The sequence below is a fragment of the Pseudomonas sp. JQ36 genome (assembly GCF_053851495.1).
Genome location: NZ_CM132642.1, coordinates 2,658,305 through 2,680,245 on the forward strand (window position 1 = coordinate 2,658,305; position 21,941 = coordinate 2,680,245).

The window sequence follows — 21,941 nt, forward strand, 5'->3', positions numbered from 1 at the left end:
CATGCCTGCCCAACTCAAGCGTCGTCTGTTGATTTACCTGCTGCTGGTTCTGTTGATTGCCGGGGGCTTCTTCGCCCACTGGTTTTTCAAGGGGCGCTTTTATGAAAGCACCGATAACGCCTATGTCCAGGGCGAAATCACCCGCGTCTCCAGCCAGTTGAGCGCACGCATCGATGAAGTGCTGGTGCAGGACAACCAGCACGTGGAAAAAGGCCAGTTGCTGGTGCGCCTCGAACCCAATGATTTCCGCCTCGCCGTCGACCGCGCCAATGCCGCCCTCGCCACCCGCGAAGCCGAACGTTTGCAGGCGCAGAGCAAACTGACTCAGCAATCGAGCCTGATCGCCGCCAGCGACGCGCAAGTGGCCACCACCCAAGCCACGCTGGGCCGCTCACAGATGGATTTATCGCGCGCTGAAACCCTGCGCAAACCCGGTTACGTTTCCGAGGAGCGGGTGACCACCCTCTCCGCTGACGCGCATATCGCCCGTTCGCAAGTAGCCAAGGCCCAGGCCGATGCGCAGAGCCAGCGCCAGCAGGTCAACGCACTGACTGCCGAGATCAAACGCCTCGACGCACAGATCGCCAACGCTCGCGCCGATCTGGCGCAAGCCGAGCTCAACCTGACCCGCAGCGAAATCCACGCGCCGATCAGCGGCATGGTCGGTCAGCGCGCCGCACGCAATGGCCAAGTGGTGCAGGCCGGTGCGTATCTGCTGTCAATCGTCCCGGACGAAGACATCTGGGTGCAGGCCAACTTCAAGGAAACCCAGATCGGCCACATGCAGCCCGGACAGAAAGCCGAGCTGACCTTCGATGCTTACAGCGACACGCCGATCGAAGCGCGGGTCGACAGTCTGTTCGCCGCCTCGGGTGCGCAGTTCAGCCTGCTGCCGCCGGACAACGCCACCGGCAACTTCACCAAAGTCGTGCAGCGGATTCCGGTGAAGCTGACCTTCAAGGCCGATAACCCGCTGCACGGCAAGATCCGCCCGGGCATGTCGGTCACCGTCACCGTGAATATCAAAGACGCCCCAGACAATGGCCGGTGATTCGCTGATCCGCCCGGTCGGCGAGCCGACCCGGCGGGACTGGATTGCGGTAATGAGCGTGATGCTCGGCGCCTTCATGGCGGTGCTCGATATTCAGATCACCAACTCTTCGCTCAAGGATATTCAGGGCGCGCTGTCGGCGACGCTGGAAGAAGGCTCGTGGATTTCCACCTCGTATCTGGTCGCGGAAATCATCATGATCCCGCTGACCGCGTGGCTGGTGCAGTTGCTCTCGGCGCGGCGCCTGGCGGTGTGGGTGTCGCTGGGTTTTCTGGTGTCATCGCTGCTGTGCTCGATGGCCTGGAGCCTCGAAAGCATGATCGTCTTTCGCGCCATGCAGGGCTTCACCGGCGGCGCGCTGATCCCGCTGGCGTTCACCCTGACCCTGATCAAACTCCCCGAACACCACCGCGCCAAAGGCATGGCAATGTTCGCCATGACCGCCACCTTCGCCCCGTCCATCGGCCCGACCCTTGGCGGCTGGCTCACGGAAAACTGGGGCTGGGAATACATCTTCTACATCAACATCCCGCCGGGGCTGATCATGATCGCCGGGCTGATGTACGGGCTGGAGAAGAAGGAAGCGCACTGGGAACTGCTGAAAAGCACCGACTACACCGGAATTCTCACACTGGGTGTCGGCCTCGGTTGCCTGCAGGTGTTTCTTGAAGAGGGCCATCGCAAGGACTGGCTCGAATCGAACCTGATCGTGGCCCTGGGCAGCATTGCCCTGCTGAGCCTGATCACCTTCGTCATCGTGCAGGTCTCCAAACCCAATCCGCTGATCAACCTCGGCATCCTGCGCAATCGCAATTTCGGCCTGTCGAGTATTTCCAGCCTTGGCATGGGCGTCGGGCTCTATGGATCTATTTATTTGCTGCCCCTGTATCTGGCGCAGATCCAGAACTACAACGCCCTGCAGATCGGCGAAGTGATCATGTGGATGGGCGTGCCGCAGCTGTTTCTGATTCCGCTGGTGCCGAAGCTGATGAAGTTCGTTTCGCCGAAGTGGCTGTGCACCCTGGGCTTCGGGTTGTTCGGGCTGGCGAGTTTTTCGTCGGGGGTGCTCAACCCGGACTTCGCCGGGCCGCAGTTCAATCAGATCCAGATCATCCGGGCGCTGGGTCAGCCGCTGATCATGGTGACCATTTCGCTGATCGCCACCGCGTACATCCTGCCGCAGGACGCGGGGTCGGCGTCGAGCCTGTTCAACATCCTGCGTAACCTCGGCGGTGCGATCGGCATCGCCCTGCTCGCCACGCTATTGGATGCGCGCACCAAGACCTACTTCGATTATTTGCGTGAAGCGGTGGTGCCGACCAATCCGCAAGTGGCCGAGCGGCTGGCGTCGATGACCGACCGGTTTGGCAGTGATACGGCGGCGCTCGGCAAGTTGAGTGAGATCGTGCATCAGCAGGCGCTGATCATGGCTTACAACGATGCGTTTCACTTTGTCGGGATTGCGTTGGGGGTCAGCATGTTGGCGGTCTTGTTGACCAGGAAATTGCCGGCGGGGTTGAAGGCTGGGGAGTCTCACTGATTTTTGTGGTGACTGGGCCGGCCCTTTCGCGAGCAAGCCCGCTCCCACAGGGGACTTGTGTACGATACAAATCCAATGTGGGAGCGGGCTTGCTCGCGAAGAGGCCCGGTCAGGCGATGAAGCTCAGACAGCCAAAAGCCGCTCGCGCAGTTTGGCAATCTCATCGCGCATCTGCGCCGCCGCTTCGAACTCCAGATCCCGCGCCAGCTGATACATCTTCTCTTCCAGCGCGCGGATGCGTTTGGTGATTTCGCTCGGTGAGCGCAGTTCGGCTTCGTACTTGGCGTTTTCTTCGGCCGCCTTGGCCATGCCCTTGCGCTTCTTGCTGCGCGAGCCGGGCACGGTGGCGCCTTCCATGATGTCGGCGACGTCCTTGAACACGCCCTTCGGGGTGATGCCGTTTTCCAGGTTGAAGGCGATCTGCTTGTCGCGACGACGCTCGGTCTCGCCAATCGCCCGTTCCATCGAGCCGGTAATCCGGTCGGCGTAGAGAATCGCCCGGCCGTTGAGGTTCCGCGCGGCTCGGCCAATGGTCTGGATCAGCGAGCGCTCGGAACGCAGGAAACCTTCCTTGTCGGCGTCGAGAATCGCCACCAGCGACACTTCCGGCATGTCCAGACCTTCACGCAGCAGGTTGATCCCCACCAGCACATCGAAGGTGCCCAGACGCAAGTCACGGATGATCTCGACCCGTTCGACGGTGTCGATGTCCGAGTGCAAGTAACGTACGCGCACGCCGTGGTCGGCGAGGTAATCGGTGAGGTCTTCGGCCATGCGCTTGGTCAACGTGGTGACCAACACCCGCTCCTCGACCGCCACCCGTTTGGTGATTTCCGAGAGCAAGTCGTCAACCTGGGTCAGCGCCGGACGCACCTCGACTTGCGGATCGACCAGACCGGTCGGACGCACCACTTGCTCGACCACGCGACCAGCATGCTCGGCCTCGTAGTTGCCCGGCGTCGCCGAGACGAAAATGGTCTGCGGGCTGACCCCCTCCCACTCGTCAAAACGCATCGGTCGGTTGTCCAGCGCAGACGGCAGGCGGAAGCCGTATTCGACCAGAGTTTCTTTTCGAGAACGGTCACCCTTATACATCGCGCCGACTTGCGGCACGCTGACGTGAGACTCGTCGATCACCAGCAAGGCGTCGGCCGGCAGATAGTCATACAGCGTCGGCGGCGCGGCACCGGCCGGACGTCCGGACAGGTATCGCGAGTAGTTTTCGATGCCGTTGCAGTAACCCAGTTCGAGGATCATTTCCAGGTCGAAACGGGTGCGCTGTTCCAGACGCTGGGCCTCAACCAGTTTGTTGTTGCTGCGCAGGTATTCGAGGCGTTCCTGCAATTCGACTTTGATGTGCTCGATGGCGTCGAGCAGGGTTTCGCGCGGCGTCACGTAGTGACTCTTCGGGTAGAAGGTGAAGCGTGGCATCTTGCGGATGACTTCGCCGGTCAGCGGGTCGAACGCGGAGATGCTCTCGACCTCGTCATCGAACAGCTCGATGCGGATCGCTTCCAGATCGGATTCCGCCGGATAGATATCAATCACATCGCCGCGCACGCGGAACGTCGCCCGGGCAAAATCCATGTCGTTGCGGGTGTATTGCAGGTCAGCCAGACGCCGCAGCAAGGCACGCTGATCGAGTTTGTCGCCGCGATCGACGTGCAGCACCATCTTCAGATAGGTTTCCGGGCTACCGAGACCGTAAATGCACGACACCGTGGTGACGATGATTGCGTCCTTGCGCTCGAGCAACGCCTTGGTCGCGGACAGACGCATCTGTTCGATGTGATCGTTGATCGACGCATCCTTCTCGATGAAGGTGTCGGACGACGGCACATAGGCTTCGGGCTGGTAGTAGTCGTAGTAGGAAACGAAATACTCGACCGCGTTGTTCGGGAAGAACGCCTTGAACTCGCCATACAGCTGCGCGGCGAGGGTCTTGTTCGGCGCCAGCACCAGCGTCGGGCGCTGCACCTGCGAGATGACGTTGGCGATGCTGAAGGTCTTGCCCGAGCCGGTCACACCGAGCAGCGTCTGGTGCGCCAGCCCGGCTTCGATGCCCTCGACCAATTGGCGGATCGCTTCTGGCTGATCGCCGGCGGGCTCGAAGCGGGTGACTAGCTGGAATTCGGACATACACACCTCTGGGATCGCGGCTCGCGCAGAAAACAGCCGAGCCGCGGGGATGACCGCAAACGACCGTTGTCGCCCAAGGAAAAACGAAGATTGTGCTCAATGTGGAGCCGATTGCCTCGCCTTTCAAGGCAAACGTCCTACATCCGGTAAAGTCTCTGACAGAGTCAATCGACTAACGGTCAAGAAATAATCGGAAAAACTTGCCTGAAAAGCTGAATCGCCTGTCGCCATTGCTCAGTGATGGCCTCTATACTAGCTCCCCGTTTGTGCACCGCTCTAGTGCATTCGGCTGGAGCGCGACACGTCCCTCCACTCTCCATTCAGAGCCGCCGTAATAATGAGCCTGTTCTCCGCTGTCGAAATGGCACCCCGCGATCCAATCCTGGGCCTCAACGAAGCATTCAACGCCGATACCCGGACCACCAAGGTCAACTTGGGTGTAGGTGTTTACTGCAACGAAGAGGGGCGAATTCCCCTGCTGCGCGCGGTGATCGAAGCCGAAACCATTCGCGCTGCTCAGCACGCCTCCCGTGGCTACCTGCCGATCGACGGCATCGCGGCCTACGACCAGGCGGTGCAAAAGCTGCTGTTCGGTAACGACTCGCCGCTGATCGCTGCCGGTCGCATCGTCACCACTCAGGCCGTCGGCGGTACCGGCGCGCTGAAAATCGGTGCCGACTTCCTCAAGCAATTGCTGCCGAACGCCGTCGTGGCCATCAGCGACCCGAGCTGGGAAAACCACCGCGCGCTGTTCGAAACCGCTGGCTTCCCGGTGCAGAACTACCGTTACTACGACGCTGCCACCCACGACGTGAACCGTGCCGGCATGCTCGACGACCTCAACGCCCTGCCGAACGGCTCGATCGTTGTGCTGCACGCCTGCTGCCATAACCCGACCGGCGTCGACCTGACCCCGGCTGACTGGAAAAACGTGCTGGACGTGGTCAAGGCCAAAGGTCACGTACCGTTTCTCGACATGGCTTACCAGGGTTTCGGCGACGGCATCGACGAAGACGCCGCGGCTGTGCGTCTGTTCGCTGAATCGGGCCTGACTTTCTTCGTTTCGAGCTCGTTCTCCAAGTCGTTCTCGCTGTACGGCGAGCGCGTTGGCGCCCTGTCGATCGTCAGCGAATCGAAAGAAGAAAGCGCACGCGTGCTGTCGCAGGTCAAGCGTGTGATCCGCACCAACTACTCCAACCCGCCGACCCACGGTGCAAGCATCGTCGCCGCTGTGTTGAACAGCCCGGAACTGCGCGCCCAGTGGGAAGCCGAACTGGCAGAAATGCGCCTGCGCATTCGCGGTATGCGCGAGCAGATGGTCGCCCTGCTGGCCGAGAAAGCCTCGCAGCGTGACTTCAGCTTCGTCGGTCGTCAGCGCGGCATGTTCTCCTACTCCGGCCTGACCACTGAGCAAGTGCATCGCCTGCGCAACGAGTTCGGCATCTACGCCCTGGACACCGGCCGCATCTGCGTCGCGGCACTGAACCAGAGCAACATCAAAGCGGTAACGGATGCGATCGTTCAGGTCATCTGATTTCGCTTTGCCATGAAAAACGGGAAGCCTTGGGGCTTCCCGTTTTTTATTTGTCCCGGAAAACTATCCGAACCCTCTAGACTGCACACAGATTCCATTGTGGGAGCGGGCTTGCTCGCGAAAGCGGTGCATCAGGCGACAAAAATACTGGCTGGGCCGACGCCTTCGCGAGCAAGCCCGCTCCCACAGGTTTTGTGTACACCTCAGAGTTCTGCGAGAACACCTATGAAAAACGACAATCTGCGCGCTGACCGAGACGACCTGGATGACTTCATCCCCCGCCCCCCGGCCAAACGCGACAAAAGCCTGGTGCTGCAAGTCGCAGCGGGCGTCTTCCTAGGCGGCCTGGCCCTGTGGCTGGTGCAACTGGCCGCCACCGCTGCTTACGCCAAACTGATGCTCGGCACGATCACCTTCGGCGGTTAGGCCAGCTCTGTCGCCCGTTGACTGGCCGCATCGTCATACGCGACGTACAGCGATTCGGCAATCTGGCTTTTGATCGCCTTGGTGCTTTCCAGACCGAGCACGAAACCTTCGGCCTTGCCACCAGCGCGGTTCAGCTCTTCAGCGGTATTGGCCTGAGTGATCGCGTCGAAGAGTTTTTCGGCATGTGGGCCGACCCCTTTGGGCAGGCTGATTTGCGTGACGCTCATACGAGCACCTCGCGGGAAAGAGAAATCAGAGCGGTTTGAGTCATGGCGCGTACCTTTTCGGCGAATGGCCGGCAGCGCGTGTGACCACTTCCGGGCAGTCATGGTAGACCTGTGAGGCGATTCTGGTAATCGCTAATCACTGACAAATCGCCGTCTATCCTGCTGACAGCAGAAAATTTACACTCGATGCTTGACTTCTCTTTTTGAATCAGTAACATACGCACCAATTCCGCAATAGCTCAGTTGGTAGAGCAAATGACTGTTAATCATTGGGTCCCTGGTTCGAGTCCAGGTTGTGGAGCCAAATAGCAAAGCCCCTGAATCGAAAGATTCAGGGGCTTTTTTGTGGGTGCTCGAAAAGTCAAAAGATCGCAGCCTGCGGCAGCTCCTACAGGTCATCATTCTTCCAAAGTGCCTCGATCGGAGTTCCATCTGATGCCCGAAACCCCACCCAATCCGCCAGTCACAGACCCGCTATCACCCTACGAATCCCTCAACTCAAGAAAACTCCACGAAGCCGCCGAACGCGCCCTCGACCATTACCTCGCACCCGCGCAAATCATGGCAACGCCATACACCCCCAGCAGCATGTTCCTCGTCAATCCACAAACCGACACCGAATCCCTGCTGGCCAACGCCTGCGAATCACTGGCCTCGGCCACGGTGATGCTCGGCGATTTCGCCGGCACGCTGGAGGGGCCGAGTCGTAATACGGCGCTGGGCATTGCGCAGGTGGTGATGCTGGGGGAGTTGGCGGTGAATCAGGCGCTGGATAATGTTGTGCTAAAGGAATAGGCGCTGACAGTCCTGGCCTCTTCGCGAGCAGGCCCGCTCCCACAGTGGATCTGCATTGGTCACTGGTTAAGTGCCCGGCAAGATCCATTGCATGAGTGAGCCTGCTCGCGATTGCCATCAGATAAATCCCTACCCTTATCCGTTGTATTCAGATTGTCCTGAATAGGTGACGGTTACGGGGTATCAAGCCCGGATTACCTGATGCCGTACCCGTGCGCCGTGTCGCCTCCAAAACCCAGATCTCTTAAAACCTTCGCTTCTCCTGTGGCCGGATAAATCGCCCAGCGTTTGCCAAGGCCGGCCGAATCAGCCGCCCAGCACCATACATGGTCTGTCGCTAAGCCCGCATAGGTGCTGATATATGAACGCCACTCCGCCAAGGACGGAATTCGCCCACCCTGATTAGCCGCCGCATTGCTGCATTGGGTATAGGTATTGAACGCGCCGGTTCCAAAGATTCGATATACGTTCGAGACTGAAACAGGGTAGGACACCGTCTGGTTTGCACTATCGCGAACCGTAATGACAGCGGTACCGTTGCCTTTGGAAATCACCCGACCATTGGTGATATTCACTTCTGCGGCCGCTGAGTTGCTTGATGAGTATTGATAGGGTGGGACGCCCCCGCTTGCCTGCCTGTCGACAAAACTGCCACCCGGAGGATTCGTGGGAGTGTGATCGGAACGGAAAATCCAGCCGCCAAGCGATACAGGCTCGGTATTGATAACCAGAGCAAGAGCCGCTTTGATCGTGTAAGTGCGCACTGGAAACTCCACCGCCTCACTCTCCACCGTGCTCTGACCAAGCGCCGCTTTAAACACCAATTCCAGGCTGCTGCCATCCTGCAGAGCTTTGAGCTCATCGGCTGGAAGCGGAGCAGTGAAGAACCGGTCAGCAATCCAGTCGGGGTTGGTGAAGGCCGTCGGCGCGCTCCAGATCTCGCGCAGGTAGGCGCTGCCGTCGGCTTTGGTCCCGCGCAGGCGCAACCAGACGTATTGGTTGAGGGCGATCAGCGGCCAGTCACCCATGCGTACGGACGCTTGGGTCAGGTTGCCGGTATGCAGTTCCGGGCCGACGCCGTCGTTGTCGGCCTGCTCGATGGTGGGGCTGGCCAGCGCGCTCTGCGGCATTGCTTGCACCGTCAGGTCAAATACCCGGGACGGTGTTGGATGACCATCAATGATGACGACGTAGGAGATTTTTACCTGCTTACCCAGATTGAACGCCACCACGCTGTTGGGGATCGCAAACTCAAGCCCTTCGCTTACCGCGCGCGGCACTGAGGTGTGCGACCCGCCGGCCGGCGTGCCGTCAGCGCCAGTCCAGGTGACGCTGATTGCATGGTTTGGCAGCAACGCGGTGTTGTCCGGCACCACGATGGTCAAGGTGTCCCTGACCAGCAGCGGGTTGAGTGCGCTGTCGCCGTTGTTTTCCTTGATCGAAGGGGCGAGCAGTTCCAGCGCGACGCCCACGGTGAACACCAATGGGTTCGAAAGGCTGGTCTCATTTGTGGCATGGCGCCAGAGCTGGTAGCGGACGGTGATCTTGCTGCCGCGGTTGGGTTCGATGTGTTGGGCGACGAAGGCGGCGTCCAGGTTGATGACCCAGTCTTGCTGGGCGGTTACGGCATTGAATGTGCGGGACCCGGGCTCCTCGCCGGAGATGTCGCCCACCCACTTCCAGGTGGCCTCGTCGTTGGCTACCCATGGCTTCACCACAGGCCTGGGGATGGTCAGTTTACTGGTACCGCCGGGCAGTGTGGCCGGGTCGAGGAAGCCGTTCGCCACCCCGAGGACAATGGGGGCGTCCAGCTCGAATTTCGGTTCACCCACATTGAGCAATTTCGTGTGCAGCGACTCCCGTCTGAGGATCTCGTCGCCTTCGGCTATCAGCAGGTCGTACCACCCCTTCAGGGTTCCGCCGTCAAGGAGCTTGAGGTTGTAGTCATTGACGGTGATGACGAAACCTTCGGGATTCTCGACTTCATACTCCTCCGGAATGTGCCACTCCAACTCAGGCAGGAAGGTGCTGCCGTCCGGACTTTTACCCAACAGGAACAGCTCAATGCCCATGCCGTACTCGATGGCCGGATCGAACGGAATGCGGACGTTGATGGGGGTCTTCGTGGGATCGATGAAGTCACCCTCGGCTTCTTCGATGATCGGTGCGGCCAGGCGGTGGGCTGCGCCGGTGACTTGTACAAACTGCCCTTTTGAGCGTAACGGGTCACTGCTGCCGCTGCGTTCCAGCCGATAGAAGAAACTGACCTGGGTATTGACCAGTTTGCGCACGGCCGCAATGGACAGCTTGAACTCGTAGTTATGCGGAATATTGTCGACGGTCTGGGGCAGGGCGGTGACTTCGACTTTTTCGCCCTCCAGGGTGGTGCCGAGCATGGTCAAGTGAATGATGTCACCCATCTCGAAGTCTGGCTGGGTGGCCGTGACATGCACCGTAATGTCGTTATCGCCCTGTTTATCGGCGTCGAGTTCATTATTGACAGCCTCCTGAACAATCGGTGCGGCCAGCAGGTCGATGCCGGTGGTGACGACGATGCGGGTTGCCTTGCACCAGTCTTCCGATTCATTGCCAACGATGTCGCGCACTTTGAAGGTGACCGCCAGACCGAAGAGGTCGGTGTTACCAGCCCGTTCAATGGTGGCTTTGGAGACCGTGATTAATATCGGGTTTGCCGCTGGATCGTTGATCTGCTCCAGGGTCACCGGTGTGGAATACTCAAAAAAGCCCCCCCAACTGAGATGAATGACGTCGCCCTCCGCAATGTCGGGGTAAGGCAAGCCGCTGCCGGCCGCGGACCTGATGACAATCGGCACTCCCGCTTCGGCAACGTCTTTGTCCACACCGCCGTTGACGATTTCCGGGGGAATGTACATGTACAGGTTGGAGTGACCAGGGCCCGGGTCGATGTCCTGGCCAGCGGGGAGTTCCAGTTTGACGAAGAGGTTGAGGGGCTTGTCCGGACGCTCTTCTTTTTGATTGGGCTGTTTGATTTCGTAGGTGAGTTCGTAAGGACCTGTCTGCAGATGACGAGGAGCCACCCACAAGAGGGTCGGTTGCTTGAGCTCGGCCGCGTCAATGATGGGACGCCCGTCGACCTCACGGTCATTGAGCAGCAGCTTGACGGTATCTCCAACGGCCTTGCTGGCCCAGGCGGGGATCACGACTTGCAGACCGTCATCGGGAAAGTTGAGCAGCGCCGCCGCCCGGTTGATCCCCCACTGGCCGGAAGGCAGGAGGCGCCCGGGGACTAACGGGTCCAGCAGTGAATGGGGAGCAGAGATTTTCTTCTTGGGCTGAACGAGCATGGACGGAACTCCGTGCGAACTGTCGGAAGACAAAGGGCGTGGAGTTATTCAGCGCTGAAGATGACGGCTGTGGCTACTGTCAGAAATTACAGGTAAGGACGTATTTGCGATGAACGGTCGCACGATCCCATAGCCTCAATGCTGCGTCGCCACCATTGAAAGCAGCGAATCACTCGACAGGCCAGCTACTTGTCTTTTCGAACCCGTGGAGAATGCATGAGCAGTTGCTGGTGGCGGGAGAAATGCGTCAGTGATGAGCGCCATGCGTAGAATAAGGCGCCAGCTTGAGCAGCGCCTCCCCATCAAGAGGAGGCACTAGGGCATGGATTACCGGTTTTCACGTCAGTGATGCTTTATGAAGGGTGATTGTCTTTGAGTGTGAAGGCAATAGTACGTAACGTGAAACTGTAGGTCTTCACACCTGCAATCGTAGTCGTCATCTGTAATCTTACTTCATCAAAGTCTTTGCCGTTTTTTGGGGTGATACTTTCATTAAATTGAAAATTGCCTTCGCCTTCGAATAGTTTTAGAGATTCTCCTTCCAATTTCTTCCCTTCCAATAGTAAATCCCTATAGACAATCATTCTGGATGGGAACGACACGTGGCCGATGATTTTTGCACTCGTGGCACTCCCCTCTTTCAGTGTCAAGCCGTACCCAAAGTAGTCCTCACTCCCTTGGCCATACAGTTCGGCCTTCAGGCTCGGCTCAGGGGTTACTGTACAATTACTATCAGACAATCCCGCGGTAATAAAAACCGTCGCTTCGGTGTGTTTCCCCTCGAGTGATCCAACAAAGGGCTCTGATATTTTTCTGCCCACCGGATATGACTGAAAGTTTTCGTCGCGGGATTTTAGCGATGTAGATGACATAAGTGGAACTCCTATCGATTGGTTGGACGACGGAGTTATTAAGGGAGTAATAGAAGGCGCTGGCTACTGTCAGAACTATCAGGTCGGAGCGGATTTCCGATGAATGGTCACACGTCGCAACAGCCTCGATACACAGCTGTTATCGAGCCTGGCGCGCCAATTCGATTGCCCTGAGCTATCAGAGTGGAAGCCAGACAACGTCATGCTCGACCCGACTGAGCATATTCAGCAGCACTCAAACGAAAAGGCCGATCTGTCTCACAACAGATCGGCCTCTTTCATGCAGTCAGCGCTCAGACATGCTCGCCACTCTTCACCTGCACCTTCGGGACGCCATGCCCATGATCGTGTTCATCAGGCTCGATCACCGGCACTTCCTTGCCATCGCAATCGTGCAGCTTGCCGTCGCTGAAGTAATCGCCCTCACGCAGCGCCGCCAGGTCGCGATAACGCAGGGTGCGTTCTTCCGCTGCGGCAAACACCGACTGCTGATCCGAGTTGCCGGCAGTGAAGTGGTTGAAGGTCAGGTTGAGCACAATCGCCATGATCGCCGAGGAGCTGATGCCCGAGTGGAAAATGGTCGCGAACCAGCTCGGGAAATGATCGTAGAAGTTCGGTGCGGCAATCGGGATCATGCCGAAGCCGATCGAGGTGGCGACGATGATCAGGTTGACGTTGTTGCGGTAATCGACCTTCGACAGTGTGCGAATCCCGCTCGCCGCCACCGTACCGAACAGCACGATACCGGCGCCGCCCAGCACCGAAGTCGGCACTGCAGCGATCACCCGGCCCATGAACGGCAGCAGCCCGAGAATGACCAGGAAGATACCGCCGGTGGCCACCACAAAACGGCTCTTGATCCCGGTCACCGCCACCAGCCCGACGTTCTGCGCGAAGGCGCTCTGGGTGAAGGAACCGAAGATCGGCGCAAACATGCTCGACAACATGTCCGCGCGCAAACCGTTGCCCAGGCGTTTGGAGTCGACCTTGGTGCCGATGATCTCACCGACCGCGAGGATGTCCGCCGAGGTTTCCACCAGTGTCACCATGACCACGATGCACATCGACAGGATCGCGGCGAAGTGGAAGGTCGGCATGCCGAAGTGGAACGGCGTCGGAAAGCCGAACATCGGCCCTTGGGTGACACTGGAGAAATCGGCCATGCCGAGGAACACCGCCAGAATCGTGCCGATCACCATGGCCAACAGGATCGACAGGCGCGAGATGGTCGAACTGCCGACCTTGCTCAGCAGCAACACCAACACCAGCGTCACCGCCGCCAGACCGATGTTCTGCATGCTGCCGAAGTCCGGCGCGTGGCTATTGCCACCCATGGCCCAGCGTGCGGCCACCGGCATCAGCGTCAGGCCAATGGTGGTGATCACGATGCCGGTGACGAGCGGAGGAAAAAACTTGGTGATTCGCGAGAATACCGGGGTGATCAGCAAGCCGATCAACGACGCGGCAATCACCGCGCCCAGCACCGACTGGAAGCCGCCCTCCCCGCCACTGCTGACGATGGCGACCATGGTCGCCACACCGGAGAACGACACGCCCTGCACCAGCGGCAACTGACAGCCAAAAAACGGTAGACCCAGGGTTTGCAGCAGTGTCGCCAGCCCCCCCGCAAACAATGAAGCAGCAATCAACAGACCAATGTCCGCCGGCGACAGCCCGGCCGCCTGGCCGATGATCAGTGGCACCGCAACGATACCGCCGTACATGGTCAGAACATGTTGCAGGCCGTAAGCCATATTCGCGCCGACCCCGAGATTTTCGTCCTCGGGCCGTTGGTGTGAAACATGGGGCGTTTTCATGTGGGGGGTTCCCTGGTTTTTGTTATGCGCACACTGTATTCAATACTCGTGACAAATGTCCATAGAGTTGTATACAACTTGTCAGTCACATAATGGATAGGTAGCCACCCAAGCTTCTACCCCGGCGCTTCGATCCCCCACAAATCCGGCAACACATCCCCTCCTGCCCACGGTTTTTATCGCACTAGGCTGAAGTGTTCATGGCGACCAGCGGTGCACCGGCGCTCTTTTTTATACATATAAAGTATGCATAATAAAGTCATTCGAAATTCAGTACGACAAAACAAGAACGCAGCCAACAAACTCAAGCACAGGGCTGTAAGCCTTGCCGAGACCGAGTCGGTCTTTCATGACGAACGCGCGCTGACGATCGAGGACAACGACCATGACGAACAGCGCTGGATCACCCTCGGCCTCGACGGTAAAGGGCGCTTGCTAGTGGTTGCGTACAGTCATCGCGAAGCCAACGTCGTACGAATCATTTCTGCACGTGTCGCCACACCGAGCGAACGTCGCGCATATTTTCTGGAGGCTTGATCAATGAAAGACGAATACGATTTCTCGCAGGGCAAGCGCGGTGCCTTGGCGCCCGCCAAGGGCAAGACCCGCATCACCATCATGCTCGATGACGCCGTCATCGAAGCCGCCCGCAGCGTGGCGGAAAACGAAGGCTTCGGTTATCAGACGGTGATCAACAACACTCTGCGCCATGCCCTGCTGGAGGCTGGCAGCAAAACGCAGGACGTCGAGCCGCACCACTCCGGGCAATTCAAGAAAGGCATCACCGCCGCCGACCTCAAGAGTCTGGAAAAAAAGCTCTCGGCGGCGGTCGGGGAAATCCGCCGGGTATTGGAACCGGAGGCAAAGCCCTGAGATCAGGCCGGTACGAGCATCCGCGCCAGCGACTCGCGCACATGCGGCTGGTCAGGCAAGCTCAGGCCGAACTCCTGCTCCAGCACCTTGATCAACTCATCGACATCCGCCACCTCGCGTCGCTCGCTGTCGGCGCCCATGTGCTGAATCGCGAAACTGCCGTTGTTCAGTGTCCGTCGCCAGCCATCGCCAGTGCGCGCAACCATCAGCCGGTTGGCGAACGGGGACTCGGGATGGGTCGAGACGTACCAGTTGCCGAGCGTGTAATCGATGTCTTCCTGGCGTTGCAGATCAAACAGGTACATCGCGCGCCACTCCCCCGCAACACTGGCACGCAGCATGTAGCCGTCGGCCTGTTTATCGATGCGATAGGACTCGTGCGGCGTCGACTGTGCGGCCTCGGTATCGAGCAGCAGCGGCGCGGTCGGCACCATGCCGCCAAAACCGACGTCGGTGATGTAGCGCTCGTCATCGATGATCACCAGGCTCAAGCGATGGGTCCGCGCTGTCCACGTGCCCTCGGGTTGCGCCAATACCACGCGGCCGGAGATGCCGCGGGCCTCGAAGCCCAATTCCTGCAGCAACGCCAGAAACAGATTGTTCAGTTCGTAGCAGTAACCACCCCGGCCACCGTGGAGAACCTTTTGTTCGATCGACGCCAGATCGATCAGCACCGGCGCGCCAGTGATCGTCGACAGGTTCTCGAAGGGAAAGACGCCGGTATGGCGCATCTGCAGTTGCCGCAGGGTTGCCAGTGTAGGGGCCGGTGGGGTGTCAAACCCCAGGTGTTGCAGGTACAACGTCGGATTCGCCAGACGTGGCTCGCTCATTGCTCAGTCCTTTTGCATGTGGCCGCGGCTCGCTGCGCCGCTGGCCGACAGGTATACGGGATCGGGCCCCGACTCCGACAATTGATTTCGCCAATCAGCGCTACCGACGCTTGCGTGAACCGATGCGAATCCAGGTCGGCGCATGATCGCTGGCGTGCGGTTCGTTACGCACCCAGGCGTCTACCCCGGCCTCGTGCAGATACGGACTGAGTGCCGGGTTGAGCAGCAGATGATCGATGCGCAGACCGGAGTTGGTTTGCCAATGCTGGCGGAAGTAATCCCAGAAGGTGTAGAGGCGCTCGTCGGGATACAGATGGCGCAGCGAATCGGTCCAGCCCTGATCCAGCAGCCGCTGATAACACTCGCGACTTTCGGGTTGCAGCAGCGCATCCTTGAGCCAGGAACGGGTGTTGTAGATGTCCATATCGGTGGGCACCACGTTGTAATCGCCGGCCAGCACCACCGGATGATCACTGCTTTGCAGATCCTTTGCATAGCGGATCAGGCGTTCAAACCAGGCCAGTTTGTAGTCGAATTTCGGCCCCGGCTGCGGGTTGCCGTTGGGCAGGTACAGGCAGCCGACCAGTACACCGTGCACCGCCGCCTCCAGATAACGGCTGTGCTTGTCGTCGGGATCGCCCGGCAGACCGCGACGGCTCTCCAGCGGCTCCGCATCGCGAGCGAGGATCGCCACGCCGTTCCACGACGCCTGCCCGTGCCAGATCGCGCCGTAACCGGCGGCTTCCAGTTCAGCTACCGGGAACGCACTGTCGACCGACTTGAGCTCCTGCAGGCAGGCGATGTCCGGTTGCTCGCGCTTGAGCCACTCCAGCAGGTTCGGCAAGCGCGCGCGCAGGCCGTTGACGTTGAACGTGGCAATCCGCAGGTTTTTCATCGTCCAGGCTCCGGCGAACAAGGTGTGAAATTTGTGACCCTGTGCTGACGGCGGTGGTTGCATCGGATCAACCGGCTGCGGCGTAATAGGCGCTCGCCACTGCCCAGAACTGCCGAGACTCGATTCCATGCTCACCACGCTGCAAGGCCCGCGCATCCTCCTGCGTCCGCTTCAGTACAGCGACGCCGACGCCCTGCTCCGCGCTGCCGCCGACGGCGAACTGTGGAACCTCACCGTCACCGTGGTCCCTTCGGCGAGCACCATCGACAGCTATCTGAAAAAAGCCCTCGACGGCCGCGACGCCGGCACGGTCATGCCGTTTGTGATCGTGTTGAAGGATAGCGGCGAAGTGATCGGCTCGACCAGGTTCTGGAAGATCGACCCGCTCAATCGCAAGCTGGAAATCGGCAGTAGCTGGATCGCGGCACGCTGGCAGAAATCCTTCGTCAACACCGAAGCCAAATACCTGATGTTGCGCCATGCCTTCGAGGTGCTCGATTGCGTGCGAGTGCAGTTCACCACCGACGAGAACAACCAGAAGTCGCGCAACGCGATTCTGCGCCTCGGTGCGCAACAGGAAGGCATTGTGCGCCACGAGCGGATCATGCCGGACGGCCGCAAGCGTAACTCGGTGCGTTTCAGCATTATCGATGACGAATGGCCGCAGGTGCGGCAGGCGCTGGAGCAGAAGCTGGCTGAGGATCGAGGCTGAGGCTCGACAACCGCTCGTCAGCCAATCGGCACCAACGACTGCTGCCGTCAGACCAAAGTCAGGTAACCGAGCCTTTCTGGAGACATACCATGACAACGCGCAAACTGACTTCCCTGTTGCTCACCGGGCTGCTGGCCACCGCCTCGGTCGGCGCTTTTGCCGCCAATGACGGGGCAGATGCCTCAGGCACCAAATCCGGTGCTACAAGTGGCACCAACATGCCACCCAATACCAACCCCGGCGCACCGAAAAACGGTGACAGTACCGATGGCGCCGGCAAGGGTACCGGCACTAACAGCGGCACCATGGGTTCTGGATCGGGAGCGGGGGGCGGCACCGGTTCGGCCGGCGGCGGAACTGGCGGTGCCGGTGGTGGCACAGGCAGCTGAACGAACAAGCGTGACCGCTGGTGATCCGGCATAAAAGCATGAATCTGTGGCGCTGGAATCTGATTCCTCGCCACAGATCAAGCGCGGAGGCTTTTAGCGATCCGACCGCATCAGCTCGGCAACACCCTCCTCCAGCGACAACACTGCCGCGCGATTGCGCCCGGCATTTTTTGCCTGATACAGCGCCGCATCAGCACGCTGGATAAACACTTCGAGGCTGTCATTGCCGCTCGGAATAAATGAGTAGCAGCCCAGACTCACCGTCAGGTAACCGGTGGGCGAACCGCTGTGAGTAATGCGTTTATCCATCACGCTGCGACGGATCTGCCCGGCAATCGCCAGCGTGCCGTTGATGTCGTTGCCCGGCAGCAACACCGCGAACTCCTCGCCACCGTAGCGCACCGCCAGGTCAGACTTGCGTTGCGAGCAGTTCTTCAGCACCTGGGCCACCTGAGTCAGGCAGTGATCCCCTGCCACATGCCCGTAGGCATCATTGTAGCGTTTGAAGAAATCTATATCGAGCATGATCAGGCCGACCGGACTCGACTGCCGTGCACCGCGGGCAAATTCGACCTCCAGCGAGCGTTCGAACAGCCGCCGATTCGCCAGCCCCGTCAGGCTGTCATGGGTAGCGATCTGCTCCAGTGTGCGCTGTGCCTTACGCAGGTTTTTCTCGATTCGCTCGCCGTCGCGTACCTGATGAATGAACACCCAGCCGAACAGTCCGACGCCAAGAATCACCAGCGCCACAATCACGCTGGACTGAAAGGCTCGCTCGTACCAACCCTTGAGAATCGTGTCGCGCGATGATGCCGCCGCGACCACCAGCGGATACGAGCCCAACTGGCGGTAGCCATACAAACGCACCACGCCGTCGACCACCGACTTGATCATCGCGGTGCCGGCAGGGGCTTCGGGCAGCAGCTTCTGATAAATCCGGCCTTGCGCCAGCGACGAGCCGATCAGGCCTTCGTCGAACGGCCGCCGCGCGAGCAACGTGCCGTCCTTGAGTCCGAGAAACATGATGCCGCTGTCATCAAGGCTGAAGCTTTTGAAGAACCGGTCGAAGTACGCCATCTTGATCCCGGCCATCAGCACGCCCTGGAAATTGCCGGCGCGATCGTTGAGGCGTTTCGAGATCGGGATGACCCACTCGCCATTCTCGCGGCTGCGAATCGCCGGGCCGATATGCGCCACGCTGGAAGCATTCTGCTGGTGAAACTTGAAGTACTCGCGGTCGGCGACACCGTTGCCACGGGGCAGATCAGCGAACGAAGTGATCACCCACTGGCCCTCGCGATCGAACAGAAACATGCCGTGTAACTGCTCCAGTTGCTGCACTCGGCGCGCGAAGGTTTTTTGCAGGCGTGGTCGCTGCGCGGCGCCGTACCCATCGTCCTCGACCCAGTCGGCCAGACTGGTAAGCACCAAGTCCGCGGCCAGAAACGTGTCTTCGGCCTGCTGCGCCATGGCTCGGGTCAGGTTGGTGGAGGCGATTTGCGCATTTGCCAGATCCTGGCGTCGTGTCTGTTCCAGCTGCAGATAAAGCAATCCGCACAGACACAGGCACACCGCAACGATGAACAGCGCTGCCGCCTTGCGCAGTGGCAGGCGTTTAAGCGTGCCGGGAGTCTGATGCGGGTCGTGAATGGGGATTGGCAAAAACGTGTCCTGGGCAGGTACGACAGGGGCCGCAGCCCGAAACCCTTACTTTTCATGAGCGTAGCCCAGCGGGGTGCGCACAGCAAACCCGCCCCGCCAACACACGCCTGCCCCGCTGTATCGGCGCGCAAGGGATTTGGATGACCTCCGCACGTCGATTTATTTTCAGTGGTGGTTTTGCGGGCGATCGCCCTCGCGTATCTGCGCAGGGCAATCGCGCAGGGCACCGATGACGGCTATCGGGGTTTGTTGATTTCGCGCAGCAGATCCGCGACCGGTAGGTTCATGGTGTTTGAGTAGTAGGGTTTGTAGCCGTACGCGGTGACGACGACTTTGCAGGGGATTTGTTGTTTGTTGGCGAGGAGGTTGTTCAGTTCTGCCACCGAGAGATTTCTTTCAGAACTCCGGTTGCTTGAAGTTTCACTCAAGAATGCGCGGGTGAGATAGGAAAACTTGGCCTTGTTGTTTTCATTTTTTTCCGAGCGTATCAAACCGGTGGCGGAAAACTGTATGGCTTTGCCTACTGAGAAATCATGATCATCCGCCAATGCGCAATGAAGCATGCCCGAAATCATCCCAACTCGCTCCCCGCGATCAAAAAGATCCAACACATCAACGTCCGACTGATACCGGATGATGTATAGCAGCGACTTTTCTCTTTCCACAGATTCGAAGCTCAGGTTTGCGGGAGGCTTTGTGTGATCCTTCGCACAACCAGAGCAGAAAGCGAGCAAGCCGCAAAGTAGTAACCTGTACATCATGGAAAATCCTTCATGATTGAGTCAAAAAGCATATCGGCTGCCGATTTGCTCCCCGCGATACGGGCAGTAAACAACCCCCATGCATTTGCATGATTAGTGTCTACATTGACGTTCAATGAAGGGCCACATGAGATAAGCCACTTTTCACCAAAATCAGCGACTCCATCTGACGAATCTCTTTTAGTTGGCATTGCTTTGATATTGATCCAATCGGCAGCAATTGGATCAGGACGTTCGCGATAAATATCAGAACCCAACCAGACCAGGGCCCCTTCACCCACGGGATCAAGGGTAATCAGCATCTGAATCCGGTAACCCCATTCCGACATGATCTTTGTCAGATGCGCACCATTCCAACCGCCAAGGCTATGACCCACGATATAGACAGGACAGCTCTTGTAGGGAATCAGACTCAGGACATGACGCTGAATATCCTGTTTTCCTCTGACTTCGTTGTAGCCCAGCCACTCAGACTTGTATTTACCCTCCTTAGCCAAGCTTGTCGTGCGCTCATCAAAATCCTTCCGTGCCTCTTGGATGTTTCCATAAGGCCCCGAAAAATAATAACTTTCCTTATCCCCGGCGCCTCCGACAAAAACAACAATCGCCTTGGTACTCTCCACCGGCACAGGCTTGTCACTGACATCCTTCTTATCCGTCAGCGCATGTTCCTTGTGCAGCTTGTAATTGTTGCCTTTCGCGCACGTTACTGTTTCAGCCGCCATGCCTCACTCCTCCAAAAACAACTTGATGGTTTCAGGCAGGTGCGAGCTGACTTCGTGGGTGAACCCGTTAGCGTCAGACACCCCGTGCTCCAGACGTCCGTCTGCGCGCTGGATCACGTAGGGATGATTGATCATGGGCTCACCGGTCACGTCATTGACCAGCTTCAACTTGTCCGTGAAATGCACCGGCATTGGCAGCAAACCGCTGAAAGGCGCCGCTGTTACCGTGTCACCAATGATGACCGTGCCCGACCCGCCAATGACCACGTTGCCGTGCCCACCGGTGCTGTCCAGGGTCGCGGCATTTAAGCCATTGATAAACACCGTCGAGGAAACGCCGCCAGTAATCGGGCTACCGCACGCGGTTTTATCAGTCATTCGCGCAGCCGCCAAGCCGTCGAAATTCACATTCGGCGAGCCACTGGCAATTGGATTGGTGCCATGTCCCGGGAGTGGGCAGGCGGTCGGATCGGTGACGCGGGCGGCGGGTTTTCCGCTCATGAACAGCTCCTTGCAGTGTGGCGGGTCATCCTTTTGGGGGGCGCAAGCATGCGTGAATTTTCCGGGTGCTTCAAACCTCCAGGCAAAAAAAAGGCGCCCGCTCGGGCGCCCTTTCCTGTTCGTGGAACCGCTCATATCAACGCGACGGCGGCACCCGAATATCCCCCGCCCGGCACTGGGTCTTCACGCCCTTGCCGCACGCGCCGAACTGCAGATCCTTGCCCATGCACACCCGCACTTCCGAGAGTTCCGGGCCGCTGCAAATCACCGCGATGCCATTGGCCGGAATCCCCGGGTTGGCCTTGCGGAACAGGTCGGCGATTTCCTGGGCTTCGAAGTAGTAGGAGCTGCTGAACGGTTGCAGCTCCTGCGGGATTTTCACCGCGCCAACCGCTTTGTCCGCTTCATCCAGATAGCCCATCGCGCCCAGACCGCTGCAGGTGCCGTGTTTGGACCATTCGTGATCGAGCAGTTTCCTGGTCGGGAACAGCGTCAGGCCTTTGGTGGTTTCCGCCGCAGACAGCGTGGTCAGCGGTGGGCAAGATTCCGGCCAGCCGCCGTTGGCGTATTGCGGCCACAAGCCGTGCAACACGAAGCCGTAGCCCTTGCCGGAACATTGCGCGTCATCTTTGTGCGTCAGGCAAAACGTTGGCGACCAGGACAAGCTCAGCAGGTAGTAATCGAACTGCCCCGCCACCGCATCCGTTTGTACCTTGCTGGCGTTCGACTGACGCGCCGAACTCAGGCCGATGCTACCGGCCGTCAGCGCAATCAGCGCCAGAATTGTAAACAGCTTTTTCATGGACCCGCTCCTTGGGACGCCTGCGTCCGTGGTTTTTGATGCTGACCAGACTTGGCCAGCGCTG

General features: G+C 59.0%; 20 protein-coding genes, 1 tRNA gene and 1 pseudogene. 10 read left to right on the forward strand and 12 right to left on the reverse strand.

The features are described 5' to 3' along the window. The first annotated feature begins 1 nt into the window (after position 1). Together ACS4NR_RS11790 and ACS4NR_RS11795 are read left to right on the forward strand one after the other, a co-directional pair. Positions 2-1,051: an HlyD family secretion protein gene (locus ACS4NR_RS11790; RefSeq protein ID WP_456020177.1), complete on the forward strand. Its 1,050-nt coding sequence runs from the start codon at positions 2-4 to the stop codon at positions 1,049-1,051. Next, on the forward strand, positions 1,041-2,591 hold the full coding sequence (locus ACS4NR_RS11795) for an MDR family MFS transporter (RefSeq protein WP_456020178.1): 1,551 nt from the start codon (positions 1,041-1,043) through the stop codon (positions 2,589-2,591). The genes ACS4NR_RS11790 and ACS4NR_RS11795 overlap by 11 nt, the downstream gene beginning before the upstream one ends. A gap of 123 nt (positions 2,592-2,714) precedes the next feature. On the opposite strand, the gene uvrB is transcribed toward ACS4NR_RS11795, so the two are convergent. Next, positions 2,715-4,730, reverse strand: coding sequence for an excinuclease ABC subunit UvrB (uvrB, locus tag ACS4NR_RS11800; RefSeq protein WP_007969222.1), 2,016 nt, complete (start codon positions 4,728-4,730; stop codon positions 2,715-2,717). 337 nt (positions 4,731-5,067) lie between these two features. Here uvrB and ACS4NR_RS11805 point away from each other — a divergent pair, with 337 nt between their 5' ends. Together ACS4NR_RS11805 and ACS4NR_RS11810 are read left to right on the forward strand one after the other, a co-directional pair. Further along, entirely contained in the window at positions 5,068-6,264 is a 1,197-nt protein-coding gene (locus tag ACS4NR_RS11805) for an amino acid aminotransferase (RefSeq protein ID WP_456020179.1), read from the forward strand. 225 nt (positions 6,265-6,489) lie between these two features. Further along, positions 6,490-6,690: a hypothetical protein gene (locus ACS4NR_RS11810; RefSeq protein ID WP_247269305.1), complete on the forward strand. Its 201-nt coding sequence runs from the start codon at positions 6,490-6,492 to the stop codon at positions 6,688-6,690. Here the strand turns inward: ACS4NR_RS11810 and ACS4NR_RS11815 are convergent. Continuing rightward, complete coding sequence (locus ACS4NR_RS11815) at positions 6,687-6,917, reverse strand: hypothetical protein (RefSeq protein WP_456020180.1); 231 nt, start codon at positions 6,915-6,917, stop codon at positions 6,687-6,689. The two genes, ACS4NR_RS11810 and ACS4NR_RS11815, sit on opposite strands and share 4 nt — an antisense overlap. A 228-nt stretch (positions 6,918-7,145) precedes the next feature. On the opposite strand from ACS4NR_RS11815, the gene ACS4NR_RS11820 reads away from it, so the two are divergent. Both ACS4NR_RS11820 and ACS4NR_RS11825 read left to right on the forward strand, forming a co-directional pair. Beyond that, positions 7,146-7,221, forward strand: a tRNA-Asn gene (locus tag ACS4NR_RS11820). A 131-nt stretch (positions 7,222-7,352) separates the two neighbouring features. Continuing rightward, complete coding sequence (locus tag ACS4NR_RS11825; protein ID WP_456020181.1) at positions 7,353-7,712, forward strand: DUF6124 family protein; 360 nt, start codon at positions 7,353-7,355, stop codon at positions 7,710-7,712. Between the two features lie 194 nt (positions 7,713-7,906). Here ACS4NR_RS11825 and ACS4NR_RS11830 read toward each other — a convergent pair whose 3' ends face one another. From ACS4NR_RS11830 to ACS4NR_RS11840, 3 genes are all read right to left on the reverse strand, one after another. Next, complete coding sequence (locus ACS4NR_RS11830; protein ID WP_456020182.1) at positions 7,907-11,038, reverse strand: hypothetical protein; 3,132 nt, start codon at positions 11,036-11,038, stop codon at positions 7,907-7,909. A gap of 353 nt (positions 11,039-11,391) precedes the next feature. Further along, the gene (locus ACS4NR_RS11835; RefSeq protein WP_456020183.1) at positions 11,392-11,910 is read right to left on the reverse strand and encodes a hypothetical protein; all 519 of its coding nucleotides are present in this window, start codon (positions 11,908-11,910) and stop codon (positions 11,392-11,394) included. 293 nt (positions 11,911-12,203) lie between these two features. Further along, positions 12,204-13,727: a nucleobase:cation symporter-2 family protein gene (locus tag ACS4NR_RS11840; protein WP_456020184.1), complete on the reverse strand. Its 1,524-nt coding sequence runs from the start codon at positions 13,725-13,727 to the stop codon at positions 12,204-12,206. 253 nt (positions 13,728-13,980) lie between these two features. Between ACS4NR_RS11840 and ACS4NR_RS11845 the strand changes: the two are divergent. Both ACS4NR_RS11845 and ACS4NR_RS11850 read left to right on the forward strand, forming a co-directional pair. Beyond that, a pseudogene (locus ACS4NR_RS11845) lies at positions 13,981-14,264 on the forward strand (BrnT family toxin). 3 nt (positions 14,265-14,267) lie between these two features. After that, a complete protein-coding gene (locus ACS4NR_RS11850; protein ID WP_253149710.1) occupies positions 14,268-14,600 on the forward strand; it encodes a BrnA antitoxin family protein in 333 nt (110 codons plus the stop codon). A 2-nt stretch (positions 14,601-14,602) separates the two neighbouring features. On the opposite strand, the gene ACS4NR_RS11855 is transcribed toward ACS4NR_RS11850, so the two are convergent. Continuing rightward, on the reverse strand, positions 14,603-15,430 hold the full coding sequence (locus ACS4NR_RS11855) for an arylamine N-acetyltransferase family protein (protein ID WP_456020185.1): 828 nt from the start codon (positions 15,428-15,430) through the stop codon (positions 14,603-14,605). 100 nt (positions 15,431-15,530) lie between these two features. After that, the gene (gene xth / locus ACS4NR_RS11860; protein WP_456020186.1) at positions 15,531-16,325 is read right to left on the reverse strand and encodes an exodeoxyribonuclease III; all 795 of its coding nucleotides are present in this window, start codon (positions 16,323-16,325) and stop codon (positions 15,531-15,533) included. A 127-nt stretch (positions 16,326-16,452) separates the two neighbouring features. Here xth and ACS4NR_RS11865 point away from each other — a divergent pair, with 127 nt between their 5' ends. Next, positions 16,453-17,037, forward strand: a complete 585-nt coding sequence (locus ACS4NR_RS11865; protein ID WP_166497876.1) for a GNAT family N-acetyltransferase — start codon at positions 16,453-16,455, stop codon at positions 17,035-17,037. 89 nt (positions 17,038-17,126) lie between these two features. Continuing rightward, positions 17,127-17,426 (forward strand): hypothetical protein, encoded by a 300-nt coding sequence (locus tag ACS4NR_RS11870; RefSeq protein WP_103369568.1) that lies wholly within the window; start codon positions 17,127-17,129, stop codon positions 17,424-17,426. Between the two features lie 93 nt (positions 17,427-17,519). Here the strand turns inward: ACS4NR_RS11870 and ACS4NR_RS11875 are convergent, their stop codons facing one another. The 5 genes from ACS4NR_RS11875 to ACS4NR_RS11895 form a co-directional block, all read right to left on the reverse strand. Continuing rightward, a complete protein-coding gene (locus ACS4NR_RS11875; RefSeq protein WP_456020187.1) occupies positions 17,520-19,088 on the reverse strand; it encodes a sensor domain-containing diguanylate cyclase in 1,569 nt (522 codons plus the stop codon). A gap of 236 nt (positions 19,089-19,324) precedes the next feature. Beyond that, positions 19,325-19,849 (reverse strand): hypothetical protein, encoded by a 525-nt coding sequence (locus ACS4NR_RS11880; protein WP_095139954.1) that lies wholly within the window; start codon positions 19,847-19,849, stop codon positions 19,325-19,327. Then, complete coding sequence (locus tag ACS4NR_RS11885; RefSeq protein ID WP_095139953.1) at positions 19,846-20,574, reverse strand: alpha/beta hydrolase; 729 nt, start codon at positions 20,572-20,574, stop codon at positions 19,846-19,848. The genes ACS4NR_RS11880 and ACS4NR_RS11885 overlap by 4 nt, the downstream gene beginning before the upstream one ends. Positions 20,575-20,577: 3 nt before the next feature. Then, on the reverse strand, positions 20,578-21,075 hold the full coding sequence (locus ACS4NR_RS11890) for a PAAR domain-containing protein (protein WP_456020188.1): 498 nt from the start codon (positions 21,073-21,075) through the stop codon (positions 20,578-20,580). A 136-nt stretch (positions 21,076-21,211) separates the two neighbouring features. Further along, complete coding sequence (locus tag ACS4NR_RS11895; RefSeq protein ID WP_456020189.1) at positions 21,212-21,877, reverse strand: ribonuclease T2; 666 nt, start codon at positions 21,875-21,877, stop codon at positions 21,212-21,214. Positions 21,878-21,941: the final 64 nt, after the last annotated feature.

Bases quoted from the DNA above. Each gene is read 5' to 3' on its own strand.
- ACS4NR_RS11895 (WP_456020189.1), bottom strand. From the start codon at position 21,877: ATGAAAAAGCTGTTTACAATTCTGGCGCTGATTGCGCTGACGGCCGGT.
- ACS4NR_RS11865 (WP_166497876.1), top strand. From the start codon at position 16,453: ATGCTCACCACGCTGCAAGGCCCGCGCATCCTCCTGCGTCCGCTTCAG.
- ACS4NR_RS11835 (WP_456020183.1), bottom strand. From the start codon at position 11,910: ATGTCATCTACATCGCTAAAATCCCGCGACGAAAACTTTCAGTCATAT.
- ACS4NR_RS11885 (WP_095139953.1), bottom strand. From the start codon at position 20,574: ATGGCGGCTGAAACAGTAACGTGCGCGAAAGGCAACAATTACAAGCTG.
- ACS4NR_RS11870 (WP_103369568.1), top strand. From the start codon at position 17,127: ATGACAACGCGCAAACTGACTTCCCTGTTGCTCACCGGGCTGCTGGCC.
- xth (WP_456020186.1), bottom strand. From the start codon at position 16,325: ATGAAAAACCTGCGGATTGCCACGTTCAACGTCAACGGCCTGCGCGCG.
- ACS4NR_RS11830 (WP_456020182.1), bottom strand. From the start codon at position 11,038: ATGCTCGTTCAGCCCAAGAAGAAAATCTCTGCTCCCCATTCACTGCTG.
- ACS4NR_RS11810 (WP_247269305.1), top strand. From the start codon at position 6,490: ATGAAAAACGACAATCTGCGCGCTGACCGAGACGACCTGGATGACTTC.
- ACS4NR_RS11795 (WP_456020178.1), top strand. From the start codon at position 1,041: ATGGCCGGTGATTCGCTGATCCGCCCGGTCGGCGAGCCGACCCGGCGG.
- ACS4NR_RS11805 (WP_456020179.1), top strand. From the start codon at position 5,068: ATGAGCCTGTTCTCCGCTGTCGAAATGGCACCCCGCGATCCAATCCTG.
- ACS4NR_RS11815 (WP_456020180.1), bottom strand. From the start codon at position 6,917: ATGAGCGTCACGCAAATCAGCCTGCCCAAAGGGGTCGGCCCACATGCC.
- ACS4NR_RS11880 (WP_095139954.1), bottom strand. From the start codon at position 19,849: ATGATGTACAGGTTACTACTTTGCGGCTTGCTCGCTTTCTGCTCTGGT.
- ACS4NR_RS11825 (WP_456020181.1), top strand. From the start codon at position 7,353: ATGCCCGAAACCCCACCCAATCCGCCAGTCACAGACCCGCTATCACCC.
- ACS4NR_RS11850 (WP_253149710.1), top strand. From the start codon at position 14,268: ATGAAAGACGAATACGATTTCTCGCAGGGCAAGCGCGGTGCCTTGGCG.
- ACS4NR_RS11790 (WP_456020177.1), top strand. From the start codon at position 2: ATGCCTGCCCAACTCAAGCGTCGTCTGTTGATTTACCTGCTGCTGGTT.
- ACS4NR_RS11890 (WP_456020188.1), bottom strand. From the start codon at position 21,075: ATGAGCGGAAAACCCGCCGCCCGCGTCACCGATCCGACCGCCTGCCCA.
- ACS4NR_RS11855 (WP_456020185.1), bottom strand. From the start codon at position 15,430: ATGAGCGAGCCACGTCTGGCGAATCCGACGTTGTACCTGCAACACCTG.
- ACS4NR_RS11840 (WP_456020184.1), bottom strand. From the start codon at position 13,727: ATGAAAACGCCCCATGTTTCACACCAACGGCCCGAGGACGAAAATCTC.
- uvrB (WP_007969222.1), bottom strand. From the start codon at position 4,730: ATGTCCGAATTCCAGCTAGTCACCCGCTTCGAGCCCGCCGGCGATCAG.